Raw genomic sequence first — 18,834 nt, forward strand, 5'->3', positions numbered from 1 at the left:
GGAGGACTGATGGATCTGCGGATACTCACCGAGCCTCAGCGGGGGGCCGACTATCCGACCCTGTTACGCGTCGCTCGCGCTGCCGAGGGCCTCGGTTTCGACGGCTTCTTCCGATCCGACCACTATGTCAAGGTGGCCCCGGGCGACGCTCTGCCCGGCCCTACCGATGCCTGGATCACCCTGGCCGGACTAGCCCGCGAGACCAACCGCATCACCCTCGGCACGATGATGACGGCGAGCACCTTCCGCCTCCCAGGAGTGCTTGCCGTACAGGTCGCCCAGGTGGACCAGATGTCCGGCGGCCGTATCGAACTGGGCCTGGGAACCGGCTGGTTCGAGCGCGAGCACCTGGCGTACGGGATCCCCTTCCCGGCCGCCCGGTTCGCCCGGCTGGAGGAGCAGCTGGAGATCCTCACCGGCATGTGGGACACGCCCGTGGCCGAGACGTTCAGCCACGAGGGTCCGCATTACCGGCTGGTGGACTGCCCGGCGCTGCCCAAGCCCGTACGGGGACGGGTGCCGGTGCTGATCGGCGGCCGCGGAGCGGTGCGCACCCCGGCTCTGGCCGCCCGGTTCGCCGACGAGTTCAACGTGCCCTTTGCCGCCCCGGGTGACACGGAGAGTCAGTTCAGGCGGGTCCGGGAGGCGGCCGAGGCAGCCGGACGGGATCCGGATGCGCTGGTGTACTCGGCGGCGCTGACCGTGTGCGTGGGCCGTGACGAGGCCGAGGTCGGGCTGCGGGCCGCGGCCATCGGCCGCGACCCCCAGGAACTGCGGGCGACCGGCCTCGCCGGCACGCCCGACGAGGTCCTCAAGACACTGGACCGCTACCAGGCGGCCGGCGCGACCCGGATCTACCTCCAACTCCTCGACCTGGCCGATCTCGACGAGCTGGACCTCATCGCCGAAGAGATCGCCACCCGGCTGCCCTGACCCGGTGGCGGGCCGGAGGGTCAGCGCGCGGCACGCGCCCGCCGCAGTCCGACGGCGATGGCCAGCGCGGCGGCCATCACCAGCGCCGCGTCCACCCCCAGACCCAGCCGGGTACCCGCGCGCAGGGCGGCCGCCACGTCCTCGCCCGTCCGTTCCAGGGCGCTCGCGCGGCCGGCCGCGAGGGCACTCAGCACCGGGATGCCGACGGTGATCCCGATCTGCTGCGCGCTGGTGACCAGGCCGGTGGCCAGGCCTTGCTCATGGTCGGTCAGCCCCGACGTGGCGTTGATGCCGTAGGAGACCACCGCGGACATGTGCCCGACGGATGCCAGGAGCAGCGCGGTGACGGCCAGCGGGACACCGCCGCGGGCCGGCAGGAACACCAGGGCCGCCGTGCCCGCCGCCTGCACGGCGAGGCCGGTGACCAACGTCGCCCGGGCTCCGATGGCGGCGACGATCCGGGAGGCCACCATCCCGGTGACGGCCAGCACGACGCCCTGCGCGCCGAAGACCAGGCTGGTCTCGAAGCCCGAGAGACCGAGCACCTGCTGGAGGTAGAGGGTGAGGAGGAAGATGACCGAGCTCATCATCGAGAACGTGGTCAGCCCGCCGAGATTGCCGAAGGCCACGCCGGGGCGGCGCAGCATCTGGAGGGAGACCAGCGGCTGGGCCGCACGGAACTCCACGGCCACGAACGCAGCAAGCAGCAACAGACCGAGGACGAGGGCGACGATCACTTCGACCTCGCCGAAGCCTTGGTCGGCGGCGGTGGAGAGCGCGTAGATGACGCTCAGCAGACCGCCGGTGACGGTCACCGCGCCGGGGACGTCGAGACGGGGTCGTTCGGCGGGCCGGCTCTCGGCGAGCAGCGCGGGCGCGACGAGCGCGACGATCGCCCCTGCTCCGGCCAGCATGGCCATGGTGGAACGCCAGCCCAGCTGGTCGGTCATCATGCCGCCCAGCAGGATGCCGACGGTGAAACCCAGTGACAGGACCGTTCCGTTCACGGCCAGTGCCTTGTTGCGCTGCGGACCCTCCGGGAAGGTCGTGGTCAGCAGCGACATGCCGGTCGGCACGACGGCGGCGGCGCCGAGCCCCTGCAAGGCGCGCGCGGTGAGGAACGACGCCGGGTCCCACGCCGCCGCCGCCAGCACGGACGCCAGCGTGAAGGCGGCGAGACCGGCGAGGAACAGCAGGCGACGGCCGAACAGATCGGAGATTCGCCCGAAAAGCAGCAGGAAACCGCCGGACGGCAGGGCGAAGGCGGTCATCGCCCATTGGAGGTCGGCCTGCCCCATGCCCAGGTCCTCGCCGAGCACGGGCAGCGCGACGCTCAGAATGGAGAAGTCGAGCGCGATGATGAACTGCGCGGCGCACAGGAGGAGCAGAGTGAGCCGGGCACGGGCGGTCAGCCTGTCGTCGGTGGCGGAGGCGGACACTGGTGCGCCCGACGCCTGCGATTCGGTTGAAGTGCTTGTCATGGCCCAAGACTTCACCGTCCCGGAAGCCCGAGGAAGTGCCTGTCAATGCCGGTGGTCCCACCACCAGCCACACCGACACCGCTGCTGCGCGGCGGTGGTGACGAGGGGAAGGACGAGATGACTACGACGGACCGCGCGCCGGTGCACCGACCGGAGCTGAGGGACTTCTTGCGTAACCGGCGCGCCCGGGTCACCCCCGCGGACGCCGGGCTCCCGACGGGCGGGCGACGACGCACCCCCGGATTGCGTCGGGAGGAGGTAGCGGTGCTCGCCGGTGTCGGGCTGTCCTGGTACCAGTGGCTGGAGCAGGGCCGGGACATCGCCGTCTCGCCACGAGTGCTGGACTCGGTGGCCCGCGTCCTGAGGCTGGACGACACCGAGCGGCGGCACCTGTACGCGTTGGCCGGGGTGAATCCCCCGCTGCCCGACGCAGCGCCGAGGGTCGCGTACTGCGCAGGGCTGCAACGGCTCATCGAAGCGTGGGCGCCCCGCCCGGCGACGATGCTGGACCGCTACTGGAACCACGTGGCGTGGAACGAGTCGGCGAGCCTCGCCCTAGGCATGCCGGGCGCCGACCGGAATTGCCTGGTGGGCTTCTTCCGCCACGACAGGTTCCGTCAGGGAGGGGCCCGGGCCCGGGCCTGGGAGCGGATCGCGCCGACCGTTGTCGCCGCCTTCCGTGCCTCGGCCGCGGAGCGCCCCGACGACGAGGGGTTCCGCGAGGTGATCGACGAACTGCTGCGGACGAGCCCGGAGTTCGCCCAGCTATGGAAGCGACAGGACGTCAAGGAGTTGGGCGTGGTCGTCAACGAGGTCCAGCATCCCCTCGTCGGCATGCTCAGTTTCGAGAGCACCCAGTTGCGGCTGCCTGCGCGGCCGGACCTCACCGTGGTGCTCTACAACCCCGTGGACGGCACCGGGACTTCGGAGAAGGTGGAATGGCTCCTCTCCGGGCAGGCGGAGTGATCTTCGTCGCAGAGTCCGCGTGCGTCGTGGCGGCTTTGGTGCGTGTTCGTCAGTCACGCCAGGGAGGTGTCCACCCCTTGGACATTCCGAGCGGCTCACATTACGGCCCTGAACTGGGTAGATGAGAGAACTTCGGCGCTCCACCAAAATGTCTCTTGATCTGCTCGGCCGTAGGTGCAAGTGTGAATGCACCGCCTGGCACGGGCTAACCAAACTCGTTCAGCCCGCGGATTCCTGAGGCTAAACCTGGCCTTCACTGCACAGGGTGCGGTACCCCGCACTGTCGAACGACGTGTTTTGTTCACCGGGGGATGCTGATGCATGACTTAGATATGTTCACGCCAGGGCCCACTCATGTTCCGCTGGGCATCCGGATGGCGTCGATCGCCCAACTGACGCACCATCGTACAGCGCACTTCAAGAAGCTTTACGAAAGAATTCACGGCGGCCTGCAGAATCTTTTCCGTACCAGCGGCCAAGTGCTCATGCTTCCGGCCTCCGGCACCGGCGCGATGGAAGCCGTCGTCGCCAATGTCGTAGAGCCCGGCGACACCGTCATGGTCCTCGCCGCGGGGAAGTACGGGCGCCGCTGGGCAGAGCTCAGCCAGACCTATCGGGCCGACGTCCGGCTCCACGAGGCGCCCGACGGAGAGACCTTCGACCTCGCAGCCGTGGAGCGCGAGCTGGCGGCGCTGAGGCCGCGCCATCTGATGCTGACGCACTGCGAGACCTCGACCGGAGTCGCGCACGATGTGGAGCGCCTCGCCGCACTGGGACGGCGCTACGGCGCCACCGTGGTGGCGGACACGATGACCTCGATCGGCGTCGAACCGTTCCACATGGACGAGTGGGGCGTGGATTTCGCCCTCACTGCGTCGCACAAGGGCCTGATGAGCCCGCCGGGGGCCGCCTTCGTCGCCGTCGGTGAGAGTGGCTGGGACGTGGTGCGTCCGTCCCAGGGGTACTCGTACTGGAACTTCCACCTGCTGCGGGAGGCCGCGCGGGAGAGCACCGTCCCCAACACTCCACCGAACGCCACGCTGTTCGCCGTCGCCGCAGGCCTCGACCGGATCGAGGCCGAAGGGCTGGAGAGCGTCTGGCAGAGGCATGTACACAGCGCTGACCTGTGCCGGGCCGGCCTGGAGGCCATGGGACTGCCGCTCCTCGCACGGAGCCGGCCCTCGAACTCCCTGACCGCCGCGGTGCTTCCCGCCGACGGCAGCGCCGACGGCCTCGTGGAGTCGCTCCACGACCGCTTCGGCATCCGTATCGCCGGAGGCCAGGGCGACCTCAAGAAGAAGATCATCAGGATCGGACACATCGGTTCGGTCTCCCCGCTCGACTTGCTCCCCGTGCTGACCGCCTTGGAGATCCTCTTGGTAGAGCGCGGCATCAGCCACGAACCCGGCCGGGCCCCTGCCGCCATGGCAGCCGTCCTGTGCGGGCAACAGGAGCTGCGGACCGCCTGAGGCGCGCCCCTCCCACTCGACGCGACGGCCGCCTTCCCGGCTGCCCGGTCCCCGCCGTTGCCTCGCTCCCTCGTCACCGTCACCCCCGTCTCTCCTTCCGCACTCCCTCACCGCCGCCGTACGGCGCCGCACAGGGACCCCTCCGCGCCACCCCCTGCCGCCACGCGCTCACCCGGGGTCGCCCCGTGACGCGCGCCGATCCGAACCCCGGCATGGCCGGACCATGCGTCCCAGCCCGCCGTCCGCAGGGGGCGGCACCGTCCTGCCCTCTTCCGTAGGGCCCATGCAACCCACTTGGAGATCACGTGCTGAGCACCCGGACCCGCCGCTTCGTCGGCGCGTACACCACCCTTCTCACCCCCTTCACCGCATCCGGGGCCCTCGACGAGGACGCGCTGCGCCGCCTGGTCGACTTCCAGATCGACAACGGCGTCACGCGGCTGTGCCCGAACGGCGTCACCGGCGAGGCAGCCGCTCTCACCGACGAGGAGAAGCTGCGCGTCACCGCCATCTGCGTCGAGCAGGCCGCCGGGCGTGCCATGGTCATCCCCGACATCGGCACCGAGAACCTGACCCGCACCCTGGAGCTGGCCAAGGAGGCCGAGAAGCTCGGAGCCGACGCCGTACTCGCCTTCACGCCCTACCTGGACCCGCCCACCGAGCGCGGCCTGGTGGCGTACTTCCGCACGGTCGCGGACTCCGTCGGCATCCCGCTGATGATGCACAACCTGCCGGGCCGTACGACCGTCGACATCTCGCCGAACCAGGTCGCCGAGCTGGCGAGCCACCCCAACATCAGGGGAATGAAGGAGGGCAATCAGGACATCGTGCGGCTGCGCCGGGTGCTCCACCTGGTCCGCGACGCCGACTTCGTGGTGCTCGCAGGCAACGACTTCACGGCGCTGCCCGCGCTGCTGCTGGGCGGGCACGGCCACATCTCGGTGGCGGCCAACGTCATGCCCCGCCAGAGCCGCTCGATCGTCGAGGCCGCCCTCACGGGCGACTTCGCCACCGCGCGCGACCTGTACCTGAAGTTCGCCGAGTTCTACCGGGGCATCTACTTCGCCACCAACCCCATCGCCCTGAAAAAGGCCTTCTCACTGGCCCACTTCGAGGTCGGCGACCCGCGACTGCCGCTGACCCCGCTGCCCGAGGACCGTATCGGCGAACTCGAAACGATCATGAAGGACTGCGAGCTTCTCTGAACCGGCGCACAGCGCCACTCCCGCAGTCACCCGAACCCGTGAAGGGAAGCACAGGATGAACCCGTTCCTCGATGTCGACGCCATGACCGAAGGCGTGTACGGCGGCGACGTCGTGCGCTCGCTGCTCTACGCCGCCGCCGACGACCCCGGCAGCCGGGTCGTGCGGGTGGCCATGGCCAGCACCGAGCCGGGCAAGGGGGGTCAGCTCCACCACCACCCGAAGACCGACGAGACCTACTTCATCATCGCCGGCAACGCCGAACTGGAGTTCGACGGAGAGCTGTTCCAGCTCTCCCCGGCCTCCTGCGTCCGCATCCCGCGCGGCACCAAGCACCGGATCTCCAACACCGGCACGGAGACGCTGCGATACCTCGCCTTCCACATCGGCGACGCGGACTTCGGCGGCGCGGTCGAGCACGTCAAGGCGGGTTGACCGCTCGTGAACCTTGTCATCGTCGGCGCGGGAAAGGCAGGGTCCCTCCACTACCGCGCGTACTCCCACCTCGCCCGATCCGGTCTCCTGGACCGCGGCCGCATCCAGTTCCTCGACCCCGCCCGCCGGGCCGGGCTCGAGCTGGCGGCCCTGCTGCGGCGCGACCGGATCGTGGAACGCGTGGTGGCCGAACGTGAGGAACTGGCGCCCACCGCACCGGAGTCGACCATCGTCGACCTCTGCCTGCCCAGCCGCACCCTCGCCGCCTCCCTGCTCGAGTGGTGGCGTGCCGGCTACCGCAAGTTCGTCATCGAGAAGCCGTTCACCGTCCCCCCGGAGCTGGTCGACGACGTCCGCCGCGTCCTGGCGACGTCCCAGGCCGTCCTGGTGCGCAACTACCTGCACTCCCAGGTGCACGGGGCGGTCCGGGAGCTGATCGACCTGTACGACCTCGACCCGGTCCTGTGCGTCACCAACTTCTCCAAGGACCGGCGCGCGGACAACCTGCGCGGACGCGGCGCCTCCGGGGCGGACTCGCCCACCGTCTTCGAGGTCGAGATGCCGCACCAGCTCTACATCGGCACAGACCTGCTCGGAGAACCGGCAGGGGTGGAGTACGCCGAGGACCGCGACCCGACGACCGCACGCGACGGCACGCCGCTGCGGCTCGGCGAAGGCGTCCTCGTGGGCCGCGCGGCCCGCGGCGCGGCCTTCGTCCACTACTCCAACCTGCACCACCCGACCATCGTGCGCAGCCTCGACCTGTTCAGCCGGGGCGGCCTGTCGATCCACGCCACCTACGCGCCGATCTGCGAGGAACTGTCCGACATCAAGGCCGGTGTGATGCTCTGCCGGGGCAGCACCCTCATCGGCAAGAAGCTCTTCACCTCCGACGACAACATGCTGGGGATGATCTCCAGCGCCTTCACGACGTTGTCCTCGGCCGCCCCGGCCCAGGTCGACCTCGACGAAGTGCTGCGCAACTCGGCCCTCATCCGGTCGGCCGTGGCCGACCCGCCGGGCCACCGGCCGGGGTCCGGCGCCCAGGCCCGCGGCGACGTCCTCCAGGGCTGGGTCGCCGACTCCTTCAAGCTGGGGCTCGGCGCGGGCGTCGGACAGGCCTTCCTGTCCTTCCTGGAGCAGCGTCAGCGGGCTCGCATCGCCGGTGTCCTGCCCGCCCTCGACCCCGCCTTCCACACCGCTGCCCCCGGCCCGGGCGGAACCCCGGCCACCGCGGGCTCAGCGCCCAGCCGAGAGGTACTCGTCCCATGACGATCACAGTCCACGGGCTGCTCCACGTGGCCGTGGTGACCGAGGACATCGACCGACTGACCGCCTTCTACGTCGGTCTCCTCGGAGCCGAGGTCGCCAAGCGGCTGGAGCTGACCTCCCCCCGGTTCGCCGAGGGCGTGGGCGTGCCGGGCGCCAAGGCCACCACCGTCCATCTGAGGATCCCCGGTGCGCACACCGTCCTGGAGCTAACCCAGTACGAACGGTCCGTCCTGCCCGACCCCGCCGCCGCCCCGTCCAACACGACAGGGCTGCGCCACATCGCCCTGGCGGTGCCCGACATCGCCGCAGCCGCCGCCGAACTGCGGGACCGGCGGATCGAGGTGGTCGGCGGCGCCGTCGAGATGGACGCGCCAGCCGAGGCCCGCGGCGTCAGGTTCCTCTACTTCCGCGACCCCGACGGCAACCTCGTGGAACTCATCCAGTCGCCCACCGCCCCCACCGCCTGACACGGGACCCCAGCCCGCCACCCGGCCTCTCAGAAGGAGCAATCGAGCATGAGGATCGCGCCAGTCCAGCGCACCGAGACCGACGGCCGCATGGAGCTCTCCGTCGACGTGTCCCACCAGGACGGCGTCACGACCGACCGCCTGTGGTTCCGCGTCGACCCGCGGCACGTCCCGTACCTGACCGACACCATGGACCCCTTCCTGCTGGCCACACTCTTCCTGGCCATGCGCAAGGGTGAGAACCTGCACGTGGAAGGAGCGGTCTCCGCGACGCTGCTGGAGAACCTGGAGGAGTTCCAGGCCGCATGGGTGCAGTGGCGTCCCGAGCGCTACAGCGTGGTGGAGCTCACGGCCGACCGCGAGGTGCCGGACCGGGAAGGCCCCGACACGCGCTCCGCCGTGCAGACCTTCTCCGGTGGCGTGGACAGCGCCTTCACCACCATCCGTCACGTCAAGAAGGCTGCCGGCCGCGGTTCGCTCGACCTGACCGCCGCGGTCATGGTGCACGGCTACGACATTCCGCTCGAGGAACTCGACGCCTACCAGGCGCTGTACACCCGAAGCGTTCCCCTGCTGCAGGGCGTCGGCGTGGAACTGCTGCCGGTGACCACCAACTTCCGCAAGCTGTGGCACAGCGACCTCAGCCACTGGGAGGACGCCTTCGCCACCGGTATGACCTCCGTACTGACCCTGTTCAGCGGCCGGTTCCAGCACGGCGTCATCGCCAGCTCGGAGCCGTACGGCTCCCTGGTGCTGCCCTGGGGCTCCAACCCGATGACCGACTGGATGCTCTCCGGCGGACGGATGCGAATACACCACGACGCGACCGGCGTCGAGCGCAGCGACAAGGTCGCCGGCCTCGCCCGGCTGTGGCCCGATGGTGCGGCCAACCTCCGGGTGTGCTGGCAGGGGGAGCACAAGGACCGCAACTGCTGCCAGTGCGAGAAGTGCATCCGCACCATCCTCAACTTCAAGGTCAGCGACAGCCCGCTGCCACCGTCCTTCCCGCACGACGTCACCCCCGAGCAGATCCGCAGCCTGCGTGGCCTCGCCGAGGCGCACATCAACCCGCTGCGCCAGATCCTCGCCACGGCCCGCCGCCGCGAGGTGACGGCCGAGTGGGTGGCGGCTCTCGCCGACTGCATCGCCGCCAACGAGGACGAGCTCGCCCGGGGCGTCACCTACGAAGGCGGCTTCCCCCTGCTGGCATCCGCCCGGGGGGAACAGTGAGCGCGGCCCCGTACGCCGTCGTCGCCCGGTTCGACCTCAAGCCGGAGGGCGTCGAGGGCTTCGACGCACTTGCCGAGTGGCGCATCTCGCAGGCGGCGGCCAACGAACCCGGCCTGCTGGGCTACGCGGTGCACCGCATCGACGGCGAGCCGCTGGCCCGCGTGTTCTACGAGATCTACCGCGACGAGGCCGCCTTCAAGGAACACCGCGCCACGGAGCAGACCGCCGAGTTCGGGCGGCGCCACGTGCCCTTCGTTCAAGGCCCGCCCCGCATCGAGTTCCTGAACGTGCTGTTGAGCGCGAACGCGCTCGCCCCCCGCCCCTGACGGCCCGAAGCCCCTCGCAGACCATTCGAAAGCAGGACGCATGACCGCGCCCACGACCGTCTACCAGCCGCACCACACCGCCTTCTCCGTCGCCGACCTGGAGGCCTCCAAGGCCTTCTACGGCTACTTCGGATTCCGCCTGATCCTCGAGTGGACCAAGGAGGACAAGTCGCTGTCGATCACGCACCTCCAGCAGGAGGGCAGCGGCTACGTGCTGGAGCTGTTCCACTACGCCGCCAACGAGGACGGGCCGCGCCCGGCCTTCACCGTCGGCAACAACCTGCCGGAGGTCGGGGTGAAGCACCTCGGCTTCAGCGTCGCCGACCTGGCGGCGGCGCGCCAGGAGATCATCGACGCCGGCATCGGTGAAGTCACCGAGATCGCCCGCGGCCGCACGCTCGTCGACTACTTCTTCGTCATCGACCCGGACGGGATGTACCTGGAGTTCGTCAACGACTCCCGAGGTCTGGACCCGAGCGCGCCGCTGCTGCTCTCCGGCGCACAGAAGTAAGGAAGGGAACACCCGGACATGCCCGTCTCCTCGTTCATGGTGCCGCTCGGCACCCCCGCGCCCGACTTCGCGCTGCCCGCCCTGGACGGGCGGACCGTCTCGCTCGCCGACTACGCCGGCGCGCCCGCCCTGCTGGTCGCCTTCCTCTCCAACCACTGCCCGTTCGTGAAGCACCTGGAGAAGGCGCTCGGCGCCTTCGCGGAGGAGTTCCCCGAGCTCGCCGTCGTCGCGGTGTGCAGCAACGACACCTCCGTCGCACCCGACGACGGACCGGAGGGGCTGCGCGACCAGGTGGCCCGGACCGGCTGGTCGTTCCCCTACCTGATCGACACCGACCAGTCGACGGCACGGGCCTACCGTGCCGCGTGCACCCCGGACTTCTTCCTCTACGGGGCCGACGGCGCCCTCGCCTACCGCGGGTCCTTCGACGACTCGACGCCCGGCAACGGCCGGCCGGTGACGGGGGAGAGGCTGCGCGCCGCGGTCACCGAGACCCTGGCGGGCCGGCCCGTCCCCGAGCCGCACCACCCCAGCATGGGATGCTCCGTCAAGTGGACGCCCGGCAACGAGGCGGCCTGACCTTGAAGCCGAAGATTTCCGTGCTCGGTACGGGATACCTGGGCGCCACTCACGCCGCGGGCCTCGCCGAGATGGGATTCGAGGTCATCGGGTTGGACGTGGACGCGGCCAAGATCGACTCACTCGCCCGCGGCGAGGTCCCCTTCCACGAGCCCGGCCTCGACACCCTGATCCAGAAGCACACGGCCTCCGGCAGGCTGCGCTTCACCACCGCCTACGCCGAGGCGGCGGCCTTCGCCGACATCCACTTCCTCACCGTCGGCACCCCGCAGTCCGCAGGCGGCGCCGCCGACCTGCGGTACGTGGACGCGGCGGTGGACGCGCTGATCCCACACCTGACCCGGCCCTGTCTGGTCGTCGGCAAGTCCACGGTCCCGGTCGGCACAGCCGCCCGGCTCGCGGACCGGCTGGTCTCGCTCGCACCCGCCGGCGGTACCGTCGACCTGGCCTGGAACCCAGAGTTCCTGCAGGAGGGGCGCGCGGTGGCCGACACACTGTCCCCCGACCGGATCGTCGTCGGCGTGCGGACCGACGTCGCCGAGAAACTGCTCCGGGAGGTGTACGCGGGCATCCTGGAGCGGGGCACCCCGTTCCTCGTCACCGACCTGGCCACGGCGGAACTGGTGAAGGTGGCCGCCAACTCCTTCCTCGCCACGAAGATCTCCTTCATCAACGCCATGGCGGAACTGTGCGAGGCCACCGGCGCCGACGTCACGGCCCTGGCGCGGGCCATCGGCCACGACGCACGCATCGGTCCCCGCTTCCTGAACGCGGGCGTCGGCTTCGGCGGCGGCTGCCTCCCCAAGGACGTCAGGGCCTTCCAGGCCCGCGCACGTGAACTCGGGGGAGACGGTGCCGCCGGCCTGCTGGCCCAGGTGGATACCATCAACCTCCGGGCCCGGAGCAGGGTGCTGGACATGGCCCGCACCGCCCTGGGCGGCGGCCTGGCCGCGCGGCGGATCGCCGTCCTGGGCGCCGCCTTCAAACCGGACACGGACGACGTACGCGACTCGCCCGCCCTCGACGTCGCCACGGAGGCGGCGCGCGCGGGGGCGGAGGTGAGCGTCTACGACCCGATGGCCGCCGAGTCGGGCGCAGCCGCCCGGCCCGAGCTGGACTTCGCCCCCTCGCTGGAGGCCGCCGTCACCGGCGCCGACCTGGTCATGTTGCTGACCGAGTGGGAGGAGTTCCGGGCGGCCGATCCACGCCGGCTCGCCGCGCTGGTCGGCGCACGCCGGCTGGTCGACGGCCGCAACGCACTCGACCACAAGGCCTGGGCGGCGGCGGGATGGAGCGTACAGGCGCCAGGTCGAGCGCCGCTGGCCGGTGATCCCGCTCTGAACGATCTCGCTCTGAGCGATCGCGGGCCGTACGAACCCGGGGCCGCCTGACTCCGGAAGCGTTCCGATCCCCTTCCCGAACCCAAGGAGAACGACGATCCATGGCCGAGGCAGGCTTACCGCCCAGTGACCGGGTGCCTTCGATCGCCGAACGGATGAACGGGCTTACGCCCACGCGCCGTCACCGGCTGATCGTCGGCACGGTCGGGCTCGCGCTGTTCTTCGACATGTTCGAAATCTTCATGTCGGGTGTGCTGGGCGCCGTGCTCACTCAGCAGTTCGACCTCACCCGGACGCAGACCTCGGCCGTCCTGGCATCCGTCTTCGTCGGCATGTTCATCGGCGTGCTGGTCACAGGCCGGCTCGCCGACCGGTTCGGACGGCGTCGCGTCATGCTGGGCGCCGTGGCCGTCTACACCGTCTTCTCGGCGGTGGGCGCGATGAGCCCGGACGCCTCCATGGTGATCGGCGCCCGGTTCCTGGCCGGGCTCGGCATCGGCCCGGTGCTGCCGCTCGCCGATTCCTACCTCAGCGACATGCTCCCGGCCCGGTACCGGGGCAGATATACTGCCTGGGCCTACACTGTAGGCTTCGTGGGCGTGCCGACGGTGGGCTTGATGGCGCGCTGGGTCGTGCCCCTCAGCCCGCTGGGACTCGACGGCTGGCGCTGGCTCTTCCTCATCGGCTCGGTCGGCGGACTCCTGGTCCTGTCCTTACGGCGCACCCTCCTGGAGTCGCCGCGCTGGCTCGCCTCGTTGGGCCGCACCGCCGAAGCCGAGGCCGCCCTGCGGGAGTTGGGCGGGGCTCCGAAGTCCGCGGCGAGCCCCCCGACAGAGGAGAGCGCGGCGGGCGCCTCGCAGCACGCCGAGCCGGGCGCCGGGCGGGCGTTGGCCACGGGCGAGGCGGTTAGGGCCCTGCTGCGCAGCCCCGTCTACAGGCGCCGCGTCGGCATGATGACCGTCTTCCATCTCCTGCAGGCCTTCGGCGGCTACGGATTCGGCACGATGGCCCCCCTGGTGCTCGCCGCCAAGGGGTACTCCATCGTCCACTCGCTGCTGTTCAGCGCGGTGACCTTCCTCGGCTACCCGCTGGGATCGCTGCTCTCCCTGCCGCTGATCGAGCGGGTGGAGCGCAAGTACCTCATCGTCGGCGCGGCGCTGGCGATGGCGGCCTCCGGAGTGCTGTTCGGCAGCGCGGACAGTGAGCTCACCGTCGTGCTGGCCGGCCTTTGCTACACCGCCGTCAGCAACGTGTTCTCCAACTCGTACCACGTCTACCAGGCCGAGATCTTCCCGACCGCGCTCCGCGTCACCGCGGTGAGCTGGACGTACTCGCTCTCGCGGATCACCACCGCCGCGATGCCGTTCCTTCTCGTGCCGGTGCTGGACGACTTCGGGTCCGGCGTGCTCTTCACCCTGGTCGCCGTGACCCTCGGCATCATCGCGCTCGACATCGGGCTGCTGGGCCCCGCAACTACCGGGCGTGCGCTGGAGGCGGTGAACGAGTCCCTCGCTGCCTTCCATCCGGCCGCCGGCGCGCCCGGCGGGCGACGGAGAGCGAAATCGACGACCGGCCGATCCCCAGGAGATGAAGAAGGCCGTCATTCCTCCGAGAATGGTGTTGACGCGATGAAATCACCATGATGAACTCGTTCCACCGGGCGGGCTCCGCCCCCCGAGGATTCTCTTCAGGCTCCCTTCTTCATTGAGCGCTTCGCGCGCACCCTCCGAGCCTTCCCCGTGTGGGAAACACCCTCCTGAAACAGCATCACCCGATATTGCACGGGTGATTCCCCACGTGTTCCCCACGTCTGCCGCCAAGAAAGAGGAGAAATGAACCAGAGCACCGATACCAAGAAGTTCTCCCTCAATGCCGAGGAGCTCGAGAAGTTCCACCGGGACGGATACATCGGCCCCTTCGACCTCTACGAGAAGGAGGAGATGGAGGCCAATCTCCAAGCCCTCCGCCCGAAGCTGCTGAACACCAAGCGGGCCATCTACGGCGGCGGTCGGGCGGTGTCCGGCAACACAAATCTGGCGAATTACGACCGCCACCTGGACATCGACTTCCTCGCGGACCACATCACGCGTCCCGAGATCGTCGACCGGGTCTCCAGCATCCTGGGCCCCGACACCCTGTGCTGGCGCTCCGAGTTCTTCCCCAAGTACCCGGGCGACGAGGGCACCGACTGGCACCAGGCCGACAACTTCTCCAACGTCGCCGGCTCCAAGCACCCCCAGATCGTCTGGCCCGAGGACGCCGACTTCGGCGGCACGATCACCGTCTGGACCGCCTTCACCGAAGCCAGCGTCGAGAACGGCTGCCTCCAGTTCATCCCCGGCTCCCACCGGACGATGAACTACGACGAGTCCAAGACGATGGACTACAACCCCGAGGCCATCAACAACACGGAGAAGAACGGCATCCGCCGCGGCTTCTTCGGCCACGACTACCGCCAGCTCCAGAAGGACCCCGACTGGAGCCCGGACGAGTCCAAGGCCGTCTCCCAGGTCATGCGCCAGGGCCAGTTCATCGTCTTCTGGTCGACCCTGATGCACGCCTCCCACCCGCACAGCGGGCTCACGGACCAGATGCGCCTGGGTTTCGCCGGCCGCTACCTGCCGACGTCGGTGAAGGTCTACCCCTACTCCACCGAGCTGGAGGAGTTCGGCGGGCAGGCCAGCCTCGACCGGTTCGGCAACGTCCTCACCTCCGGTCGTGACACCTACGGGCACAACCGCTTCGTCGACCGCACGGTCAACGGCCACCCGTTCCGGACCAACTAGCAACCGAAAGGACCACCACCGTGTCGAACACCACGCAGAACACCCGGACACCCACCCGTGCGGATCTGGAGCAGTGGGTCGTCACTGCCTGCCGGGACCTCGGTCTCGCGGTGGAGACCGCTGCCGACGACTTCTTCGAGGCCGGCGGCAACTCATTGACCGCGATCCGGCTGATCGACCAGGCAGAAGAGACCTTCGGCGAGGACGCCCTGACTCCGGACGACCTCTTCGCCCGAAGCGGCGTCCAGGACATCGCCGCGTCGATCCTCCAGAACACCCGGCACTGAGGGAGACGGCCGTGCGGCCCGACAGCGACATATGGGCGCCGGTCCTGCGGCGCGCGGTGGGGACCCGCCGTATTCGGCTGATCTGCTTCCCGTACGCGGGAGGCGGCCCCGATCTCTTCAGAAGTTGGGCCGACGGCCTGGACCACGGGGTCGAACTGCTCGCTGTCAGGCTGCCCGGCCGTGGTCCCCGGCTGCGCGAGGCGATGTACGAAGACTGGGACTCCCTGATCTCGGACACCTTCGCCGCGCTCTCCGCGGCCGGACTGCTCGACGCACCCCACGCCTTCTACGGGCACAGCTTCGGAGGCCGGCTGGCCTACGAGATGGCTCATCTGGCGGCCGGCGTCCGCCCCGGCGCCACCCGGCGGCTGTTCGTGTCCGGCAGCCGCAGCCCCAATTCCCCGCAGGCCCGCCCCTATCTCCACGAGCTGCCACCCGACCGCTACCTCGACGCGGTGCGCGCCATGGGCGGTACACCGGCCGAGATCCTGGACGACAAGGCGATGATGCGGCTGTTCCTGCCGACGATGCGTGCCGACATGCGGCTCGCGGAGCTGTGGGACGACCGCCACGGCGCACCGGGGGTGGGCGTGCCCATCACCGCGCTGTACGGCCGCGACGACCCGGTCGACGGGTACGGCGGCATGCGCGACTGGGCGCTCTACAGCAGCCGCGACTGCGAACTTGTGGAGCTGCCCGGCGGTCACTTCTTCTTGGACACACACCGCGACCGACTGCTGGAAACGATCAACACGAGGCTGAAGGGATCCCGATGACCGCAGCGCACCGCCCGACGCCCACGGCACTGGCAGCCCACCGGACACTCAACCACGACACCACCAGCTCGTACCCCGAAGCCGGGGTCAAGGAGCTCTTCGAGGCCCAGGCGATCCGTCGGCCCACCGCCACCGCACTCGTCCACCCCGGCGGCCGCCTCGACTACCGCGGGCTGGACGGACTCGCCGACGGACTCGCCGCCCGGATGCGAGCGGCCGGCGTCCGCCCCGGCGACACCGTTACCGTGCTCATCGCCCGTTCCGCCGAACTGATCATCGCTCTGCTGGCCACGGTCAAGTGCGGGGCGGCCTATCTCCCGGCCGACCCCTCCTGGCCCGACGGACGCCTGCACACCCTGCTGGAGCAGACCGGAGGCCGGCACGTCCTGGTCCGGGCCTCCGAGGCCGACGCGGTCACCGCCCGGCTGCCGGGCCGGCACGTCGTCCCCGTGGGCATGGACCGGCTGACGGAGCGGCAGGAACCCTCGTCCCACCGGGGATCGCCCGACGACATCGCCTACATCAACTTCACCTCCGGCTCCACGGGCGCCCCCAAGGGCGTCCCCATCAGGCACCGGAGCATCGTCCGGCTCGTCCACGGGGCCCGCTACGCCCACCTGGACGAGAACACCGTCCTGCTCCAGCTGGCGCCGGCCTCCTTCGACGCGGCGACCTTCGAGATATGGGGCGCCCTGCTGAACGGCGGGACCTGCGTGCTCTATCCGGAGGCATTCATCCGGCTCAGCCGCCTGCGCAAGGTCCTGATCGAGCACCGGGTGAGCGTGCTCTTCCTCACCACCGCTCTGTTCAACACTGTTGTTGACGAAGCCCCGGACATCCTGGAGAGCGTCACCACCATCCTGACCGGCGGCGAGGCGCATTCCCTCACACATATGGCCGCAGCCCTGCGCGCGTACGGCCCCGACCGGATCGTCAGCGTCTACGGACCCACCGAGTGCACCACCTTCGCCACGTACCACCCGATCCGCACGCTCCACCCGGACGAGACCAGCCTCCCCATCGGCCGGCCCATCCAGAACACCCGCGCCTATGTGGTGCGCAACGGGCGGCTCTGCGAGCCCGGTGAGACCGGTGAGATCCTCCTCGCCGGCCCCGGCCTGTCTCCGGGCTACCTCGGGCCGGCGGGGACGAGCGCGCACCAGTTCACCGAGCTCGCCGTCGACGGCGTAACCGAGCGGGTCTACCGCACCGGCGACCGGGCCTACCTGTCCGAACGGGGCCACCTGGTGTTCCAGGGCCGCCTCGACGACCAGGTCAAGGTCAACGGCTTCCGTATCGAGCTCGGCGAGATCTCCTACCACCTCGACGCGCACGCCGCCGTGCGCCAGAGCTTCGTGACCACCCGGCCGAACGGGCACGGCGGACAGGAGGTCGTCGCCTTCGTCGTCCCGGACACGGCCGATCGCGAACCCGCCGAGTTCCGCGCCCACCTGCGCGACGCGCTGCCCGCCTACATGATCCCCTCCGTTCTGCGGCTGTGTGCGGAACTGCCCCTGACCTCGACGGGCAAGGTCGACCGCCGCGCGCTGCTCGCCACCCTGGACCCCCTTCCCACCCCTGCTGGAGTGGCGTCATGAGCACATCCCTCCCCGACCGGGAACTGGCACTCGAATTCCCCTTCCTCAGCTCCGCCCACGACGCGTTCCGCAGCGCGGTCCGGGAGCGGCTCGCCGAGAACGTCCTGCCGTGGGCCGACGCCTGGGAGGAACAGGGCCGCATCGGAGCCGACGGCTGGAAGGCGCTCGGCGCGGCAGGGCTGTTGGAGGCCGGCCATACGGGCGAGGACTTCCTCCGCAGCGCCATCCTCCTTGAAGAACTGGGGGCAACCGGCTACGCGGGCATCCGAGCCGCCGTCGGAGTCCACGCGTACATGGCGCTCTCCTACATCCTGCTGTTCGGCTCCGCCGAGCAACAGGCCGCCCACCTGCCGCCCGCCCACCGCGGCGAACGCGTCACCGCCCTGGCCATCACCGAGCCGGGCGCCGGCTCGGACCTACGTGACCTCAAGACATACGCCGCCCCGCGGGGCGACGACGCCGGTTTCGTCCTCGACGGCCACAAGAGCTACGTCGCCAACGGCACCGGCGCCGACCTGCTCGTCGTCCTGGCTCGGACACGCCCGCCGGCCTCCGGCCCCGCCGGCGGGCGGGGGCTGACGGGAGCGAGCATCCTGCTCGTCGACGCCGGGAGTCCAGGCATCACGCGGCGTCCTCAGCCGATGGCGGGCTGGCGCTCCGCCGACATGGCGACGATCACCTTCGACGGCGTCGAACTGCCAGCGGACGCCCTGCTCGGCCGCCGCGACCGGGCCCTCGGACAGCTGATGCGTGCCCTCGACTTCGAGCGCCTGGTCGCGGGCCTGCTGGCGGTCGGCGGCGCGCGCCACACCCTGCGCCTGGTCGACGCCCATGTCCGGACCCGCCGGGTCAAGGGCGTGCCGCTGGGGCAGCACCAGTCCGTGCGCCACAGGCTGGGCGAGTTGTACGGGGAGTTCGACATGGTGCGCCGGTACGCCTACCACGCGGCATGGCTGCACACGCGGGGACGGCTCGACACGCGCACCGCGTCGGTGCTGAAGCTGCGCTCCACCGAACTGGCCCTGTCCGCGGCCCAGGCCTGCGCCCAATACCACGGGGCCCAGGGCTACCTGGAGGGAGCAGAGACGGCCCGTGTGCATCGCGACGCGACAGCCGGCACGATCGCGGCCGGAGCCAGCGAGCTGATGCGCGACATGATCTTCGAGGCGTACTGA

General features: G+C 70.2%; 19 protein-coding genes. 18 read left to right on the forward strand and 1 reads right to left on the reverse strand.

The window, feature by feature from the left end; translation table 11 throughout:
* Positions 1-9: 9 nt before the first annotated feature.
* Positions 10-933: an LLM class F420-dependent oxidoreductase gene (locus ACFYOV_RS29805; RefSeq protein WP_389092894.1), complete on the forward strand. Its 924-nt coding sequence runs from the start codon at positions 10-12 to the stop codon at positions 931-933.
* A gap of 20 nt (positions 934-953) precedes the next feature.
* On the opposite strand, the gene ACFYOV_RS29810 is transcribed toward ACFYOV_RS29805, so the two are convergent.
* Positions 954-2,414 (reverse strand): MFS transporter, encoded by a 1,461-nt coding sequence (locus ACFYOV_RS29810; RefSeq protein ID WP_389092896.1) that lies wholly within the window; start codon positions 2,412-2,414, stop codon positions 954-956.
* Positions 2,415-2,531: 117 nt separating this feature from the next.
* On the opposite strand from ACFYOV_RS29810, the gene ACFYOV_RS29815 reads away from it, so the two are divergent.
* From ACFYOV_RS29815 to ACFYOV_RS29895, 17 genes are all read left to right on the forward strand, one after another.
* Positions 2,532-3,380 carry a helix-turn-helix transcriptional regulator gene (locus ACFYOV_RS29815; RefSeq protein WP_389092899.1) on the forward strand — a complete coding sequence of 283 codons (849 nt, stop codon included), beginning with the start codon at positions 2,532-2,534 and terminating at the stop codon, positions 3,378-3,380.
* A gap of 374 nt (positions 3,381-3,754) precedes the next feature.
* Complete coding sequence (locus ACFYOV_RS29820; protein WP_389092901.1) at positions 3,755-4,849, forward strand: pyridoxal-phosphate-dependent aminotransferase family protein; 1,095 nt, start codon at positions 3,755-3,757, stop codon at positions 4,847-4,849.
* Positions 4,850-5,154: 305 nt separating this feature from the next.
* Positions 5,155-6,054 (forward strand): 4-hydroxy-tetrahydrodipicolinate synthase, encoded by a 900-nt coding sequence (dapA, locus tag ACFYOV_RS29825; RefSeq protein ID WP_389092904.1) that lies wholly within the window; start codon positions 5,155-5,157, stop codon positions 6,052-6,054.
* A gap of 55 nt (positions 6,055-6,109) precedes the next feature.
* Positions 6,110-6,487, forward strand: a complete 378-nt coding sequence (locus ACFYOV_RS29830; protein ID WP_389092906.1) for a cupin domain-containing protein — start codon at positions 6,110-6,112, stop codon at positions 6,485-6,487.
* A gap of 6 nt (positions 6,488-6,493) precedes the next feature.
* The gene (locus ACFYOV_RS29835) at positions 6,494-7,759 is read left to right on the forward strand and encodes a hypothetical protein (protein WP_389092908.1); all 1,266 of its coding nucleotides are present in this window, start codon (positions 6,494-6,496) and stop codon (positions 7,757-7,759) included.
* Positions 7,756-8,226 carry a VOC family protein gene (locus ACFYOV_RS29840; RefSeq protein ID WP_389092911.1) on the forward strand — a complete coding sequence of 157 codons (471 nt, stop codon included), beginning with the start codon at positions 7,756-7,758 and terminating at the stop codon, positions 8,224-8,226. Before ACFYOV_RS29835 ends, ACFYOV_RS29840 begins: the two co-directional genes overlap by 4 nt.
* 48 nt (positions 8,227-8,274) lie before the next feature.
* The gene (locus tag ACFYOV_RS29845) at positions 8,275-9,456 is read left to right on the forward strand and encodes a hypothetical protein (RefSeq protein WP_389092913.1); all 1,182 of its coding nucleotides are present in this window, start codon (positions 8,275-8,277) and stop codon (positions 9,454-9,456) included.
* Complete coding sequence (locus ACFYOV_RS29850) at positions 9,453-9,782, forward strand: putative quinol monooxygenase (protein WP_389092916.1); 330 nt, start codon at positions 9,453-9,455, stop codon at positions 9,780-9,782. The genes ACFYOV_RS29845 and ACFYOV_RS29850 overlap by 4 nt, the downstream gene beginning before the upstream one ends.
* Positions 9,783-9,822: 40 nt before the next feature.
* The gene (locus ACFYOV_RS29855) at positions 9,823-10,293 is read left to right on the forward strand and encodes a VOC family protein (RefSeq protein ID WP_389092918.1); all 471 of its coding nucleotides are present in this window, start codon (positions 9,823-9,825) and stop codon (positions 10,291-10,293) included.
* Between the two features lie 18 nt (positions 10,294-10,311).
* Entirely contained in the window at positions 10,312-10,872 is a 561-nt protein-coding gene (locus ACFYOV_RS29860; protein WP_389092920.1) for a thioredoxin family protein, read from the forward strand.
* A 2-nt stretch (positions 10,873-10,874) separates the two neighbouring features.
* Positions 10,875-12,263, forward strand: a complete 1,389-nt coding sequence (locus ACFYOV_RS29865) for a UDP-glucose dehydrogenase family protein (protein ID WP_389092923.1) — start codon at positions 10,875-10,877, stop codon at positions 12,261-12,263.
* A gap of 50 nt (positions 12,264-12,313) precedes the next feature.
* The gene (locus ACFYOV_RS29870) at positions 12,314-13,855 is read left to right on the forward strand and encodes an MFS transporter (RefSeq protein ID WP_389092925.1); all 1,542 of its coding nucleotides are present in this window, start codon (positions 12,314-12,316) and stop codon (positions 13,853-13,855) included.
* Between the two features lie 189 nt (positions 13,856-14,044).
* Complete coding sequence (locus ACFYOV_RS29875) at positions 14,045-14,998, forward strand: chlorinating enzyme (RefSeq protein ID WP_389092928.1); 954 nt, start codon at positions 14,045-14,047, stop codon at positions 14,996-14,998.
* A gap of 20 nt (positions 14,999-15,018) precedes the next feature.
* On the forward strand, positions 15,019-15,285 hold the full coding sequence (locus ACFYOV_RS29880; RefSeq protein WP_389092930.1) for a phosphopantetheine-binding protein: 267 nt from the start codon (positions 15,019-15,021) through the stop codon (positions 15,283-15,285).
* A gap of 11 nt (positions 15,286-15,296) precedes the next feature.
* Entirely contained in the window at positions 15,297-16,061 is a 765-nt protein-coding gene (locus tag ACFYOV_RS29885) for a thioesterase II family protein (RefSeq protein ID WP_389092932.1), read from the forward strand.
* Positions 16,058-17,659, forward strand: coding sequence for an amino acid adenylation domain-containing protein (locus ACFYOV_RS29890; RefSeq protein ID WP_389092935.1), 1,602 nt, complete (start codon positions 16,058-16,060; stop codon positions 17,657-17,659). Before ACFYOV_RS29885 ends, ACFYOV_RS29890 begins: the two co-directional genes overlap by 4 nt.
* Entirely contained in the window at positions 17,656-18,834 is a 1,179-nt protein-coding gene (locus ACFYOV_RS29895; RefSeq protein ID WP_389092937.1) for an acyl-CoA dehydrogenase family protein, read from the forward strand. The genes ACFYOV_RS29890 and ACFYOV_RS29895 overlap by 4 nt, the downstream gene beginning before the upstream one ends.

This window comes from Streptomyces sp. NPDC005931 (assembly GCF_042871235.1).
GTDB lineage: Bacteria > Actinomycetota > Actinomycetes > Streptomycetales > Streptomycetaceae > Streptomyces.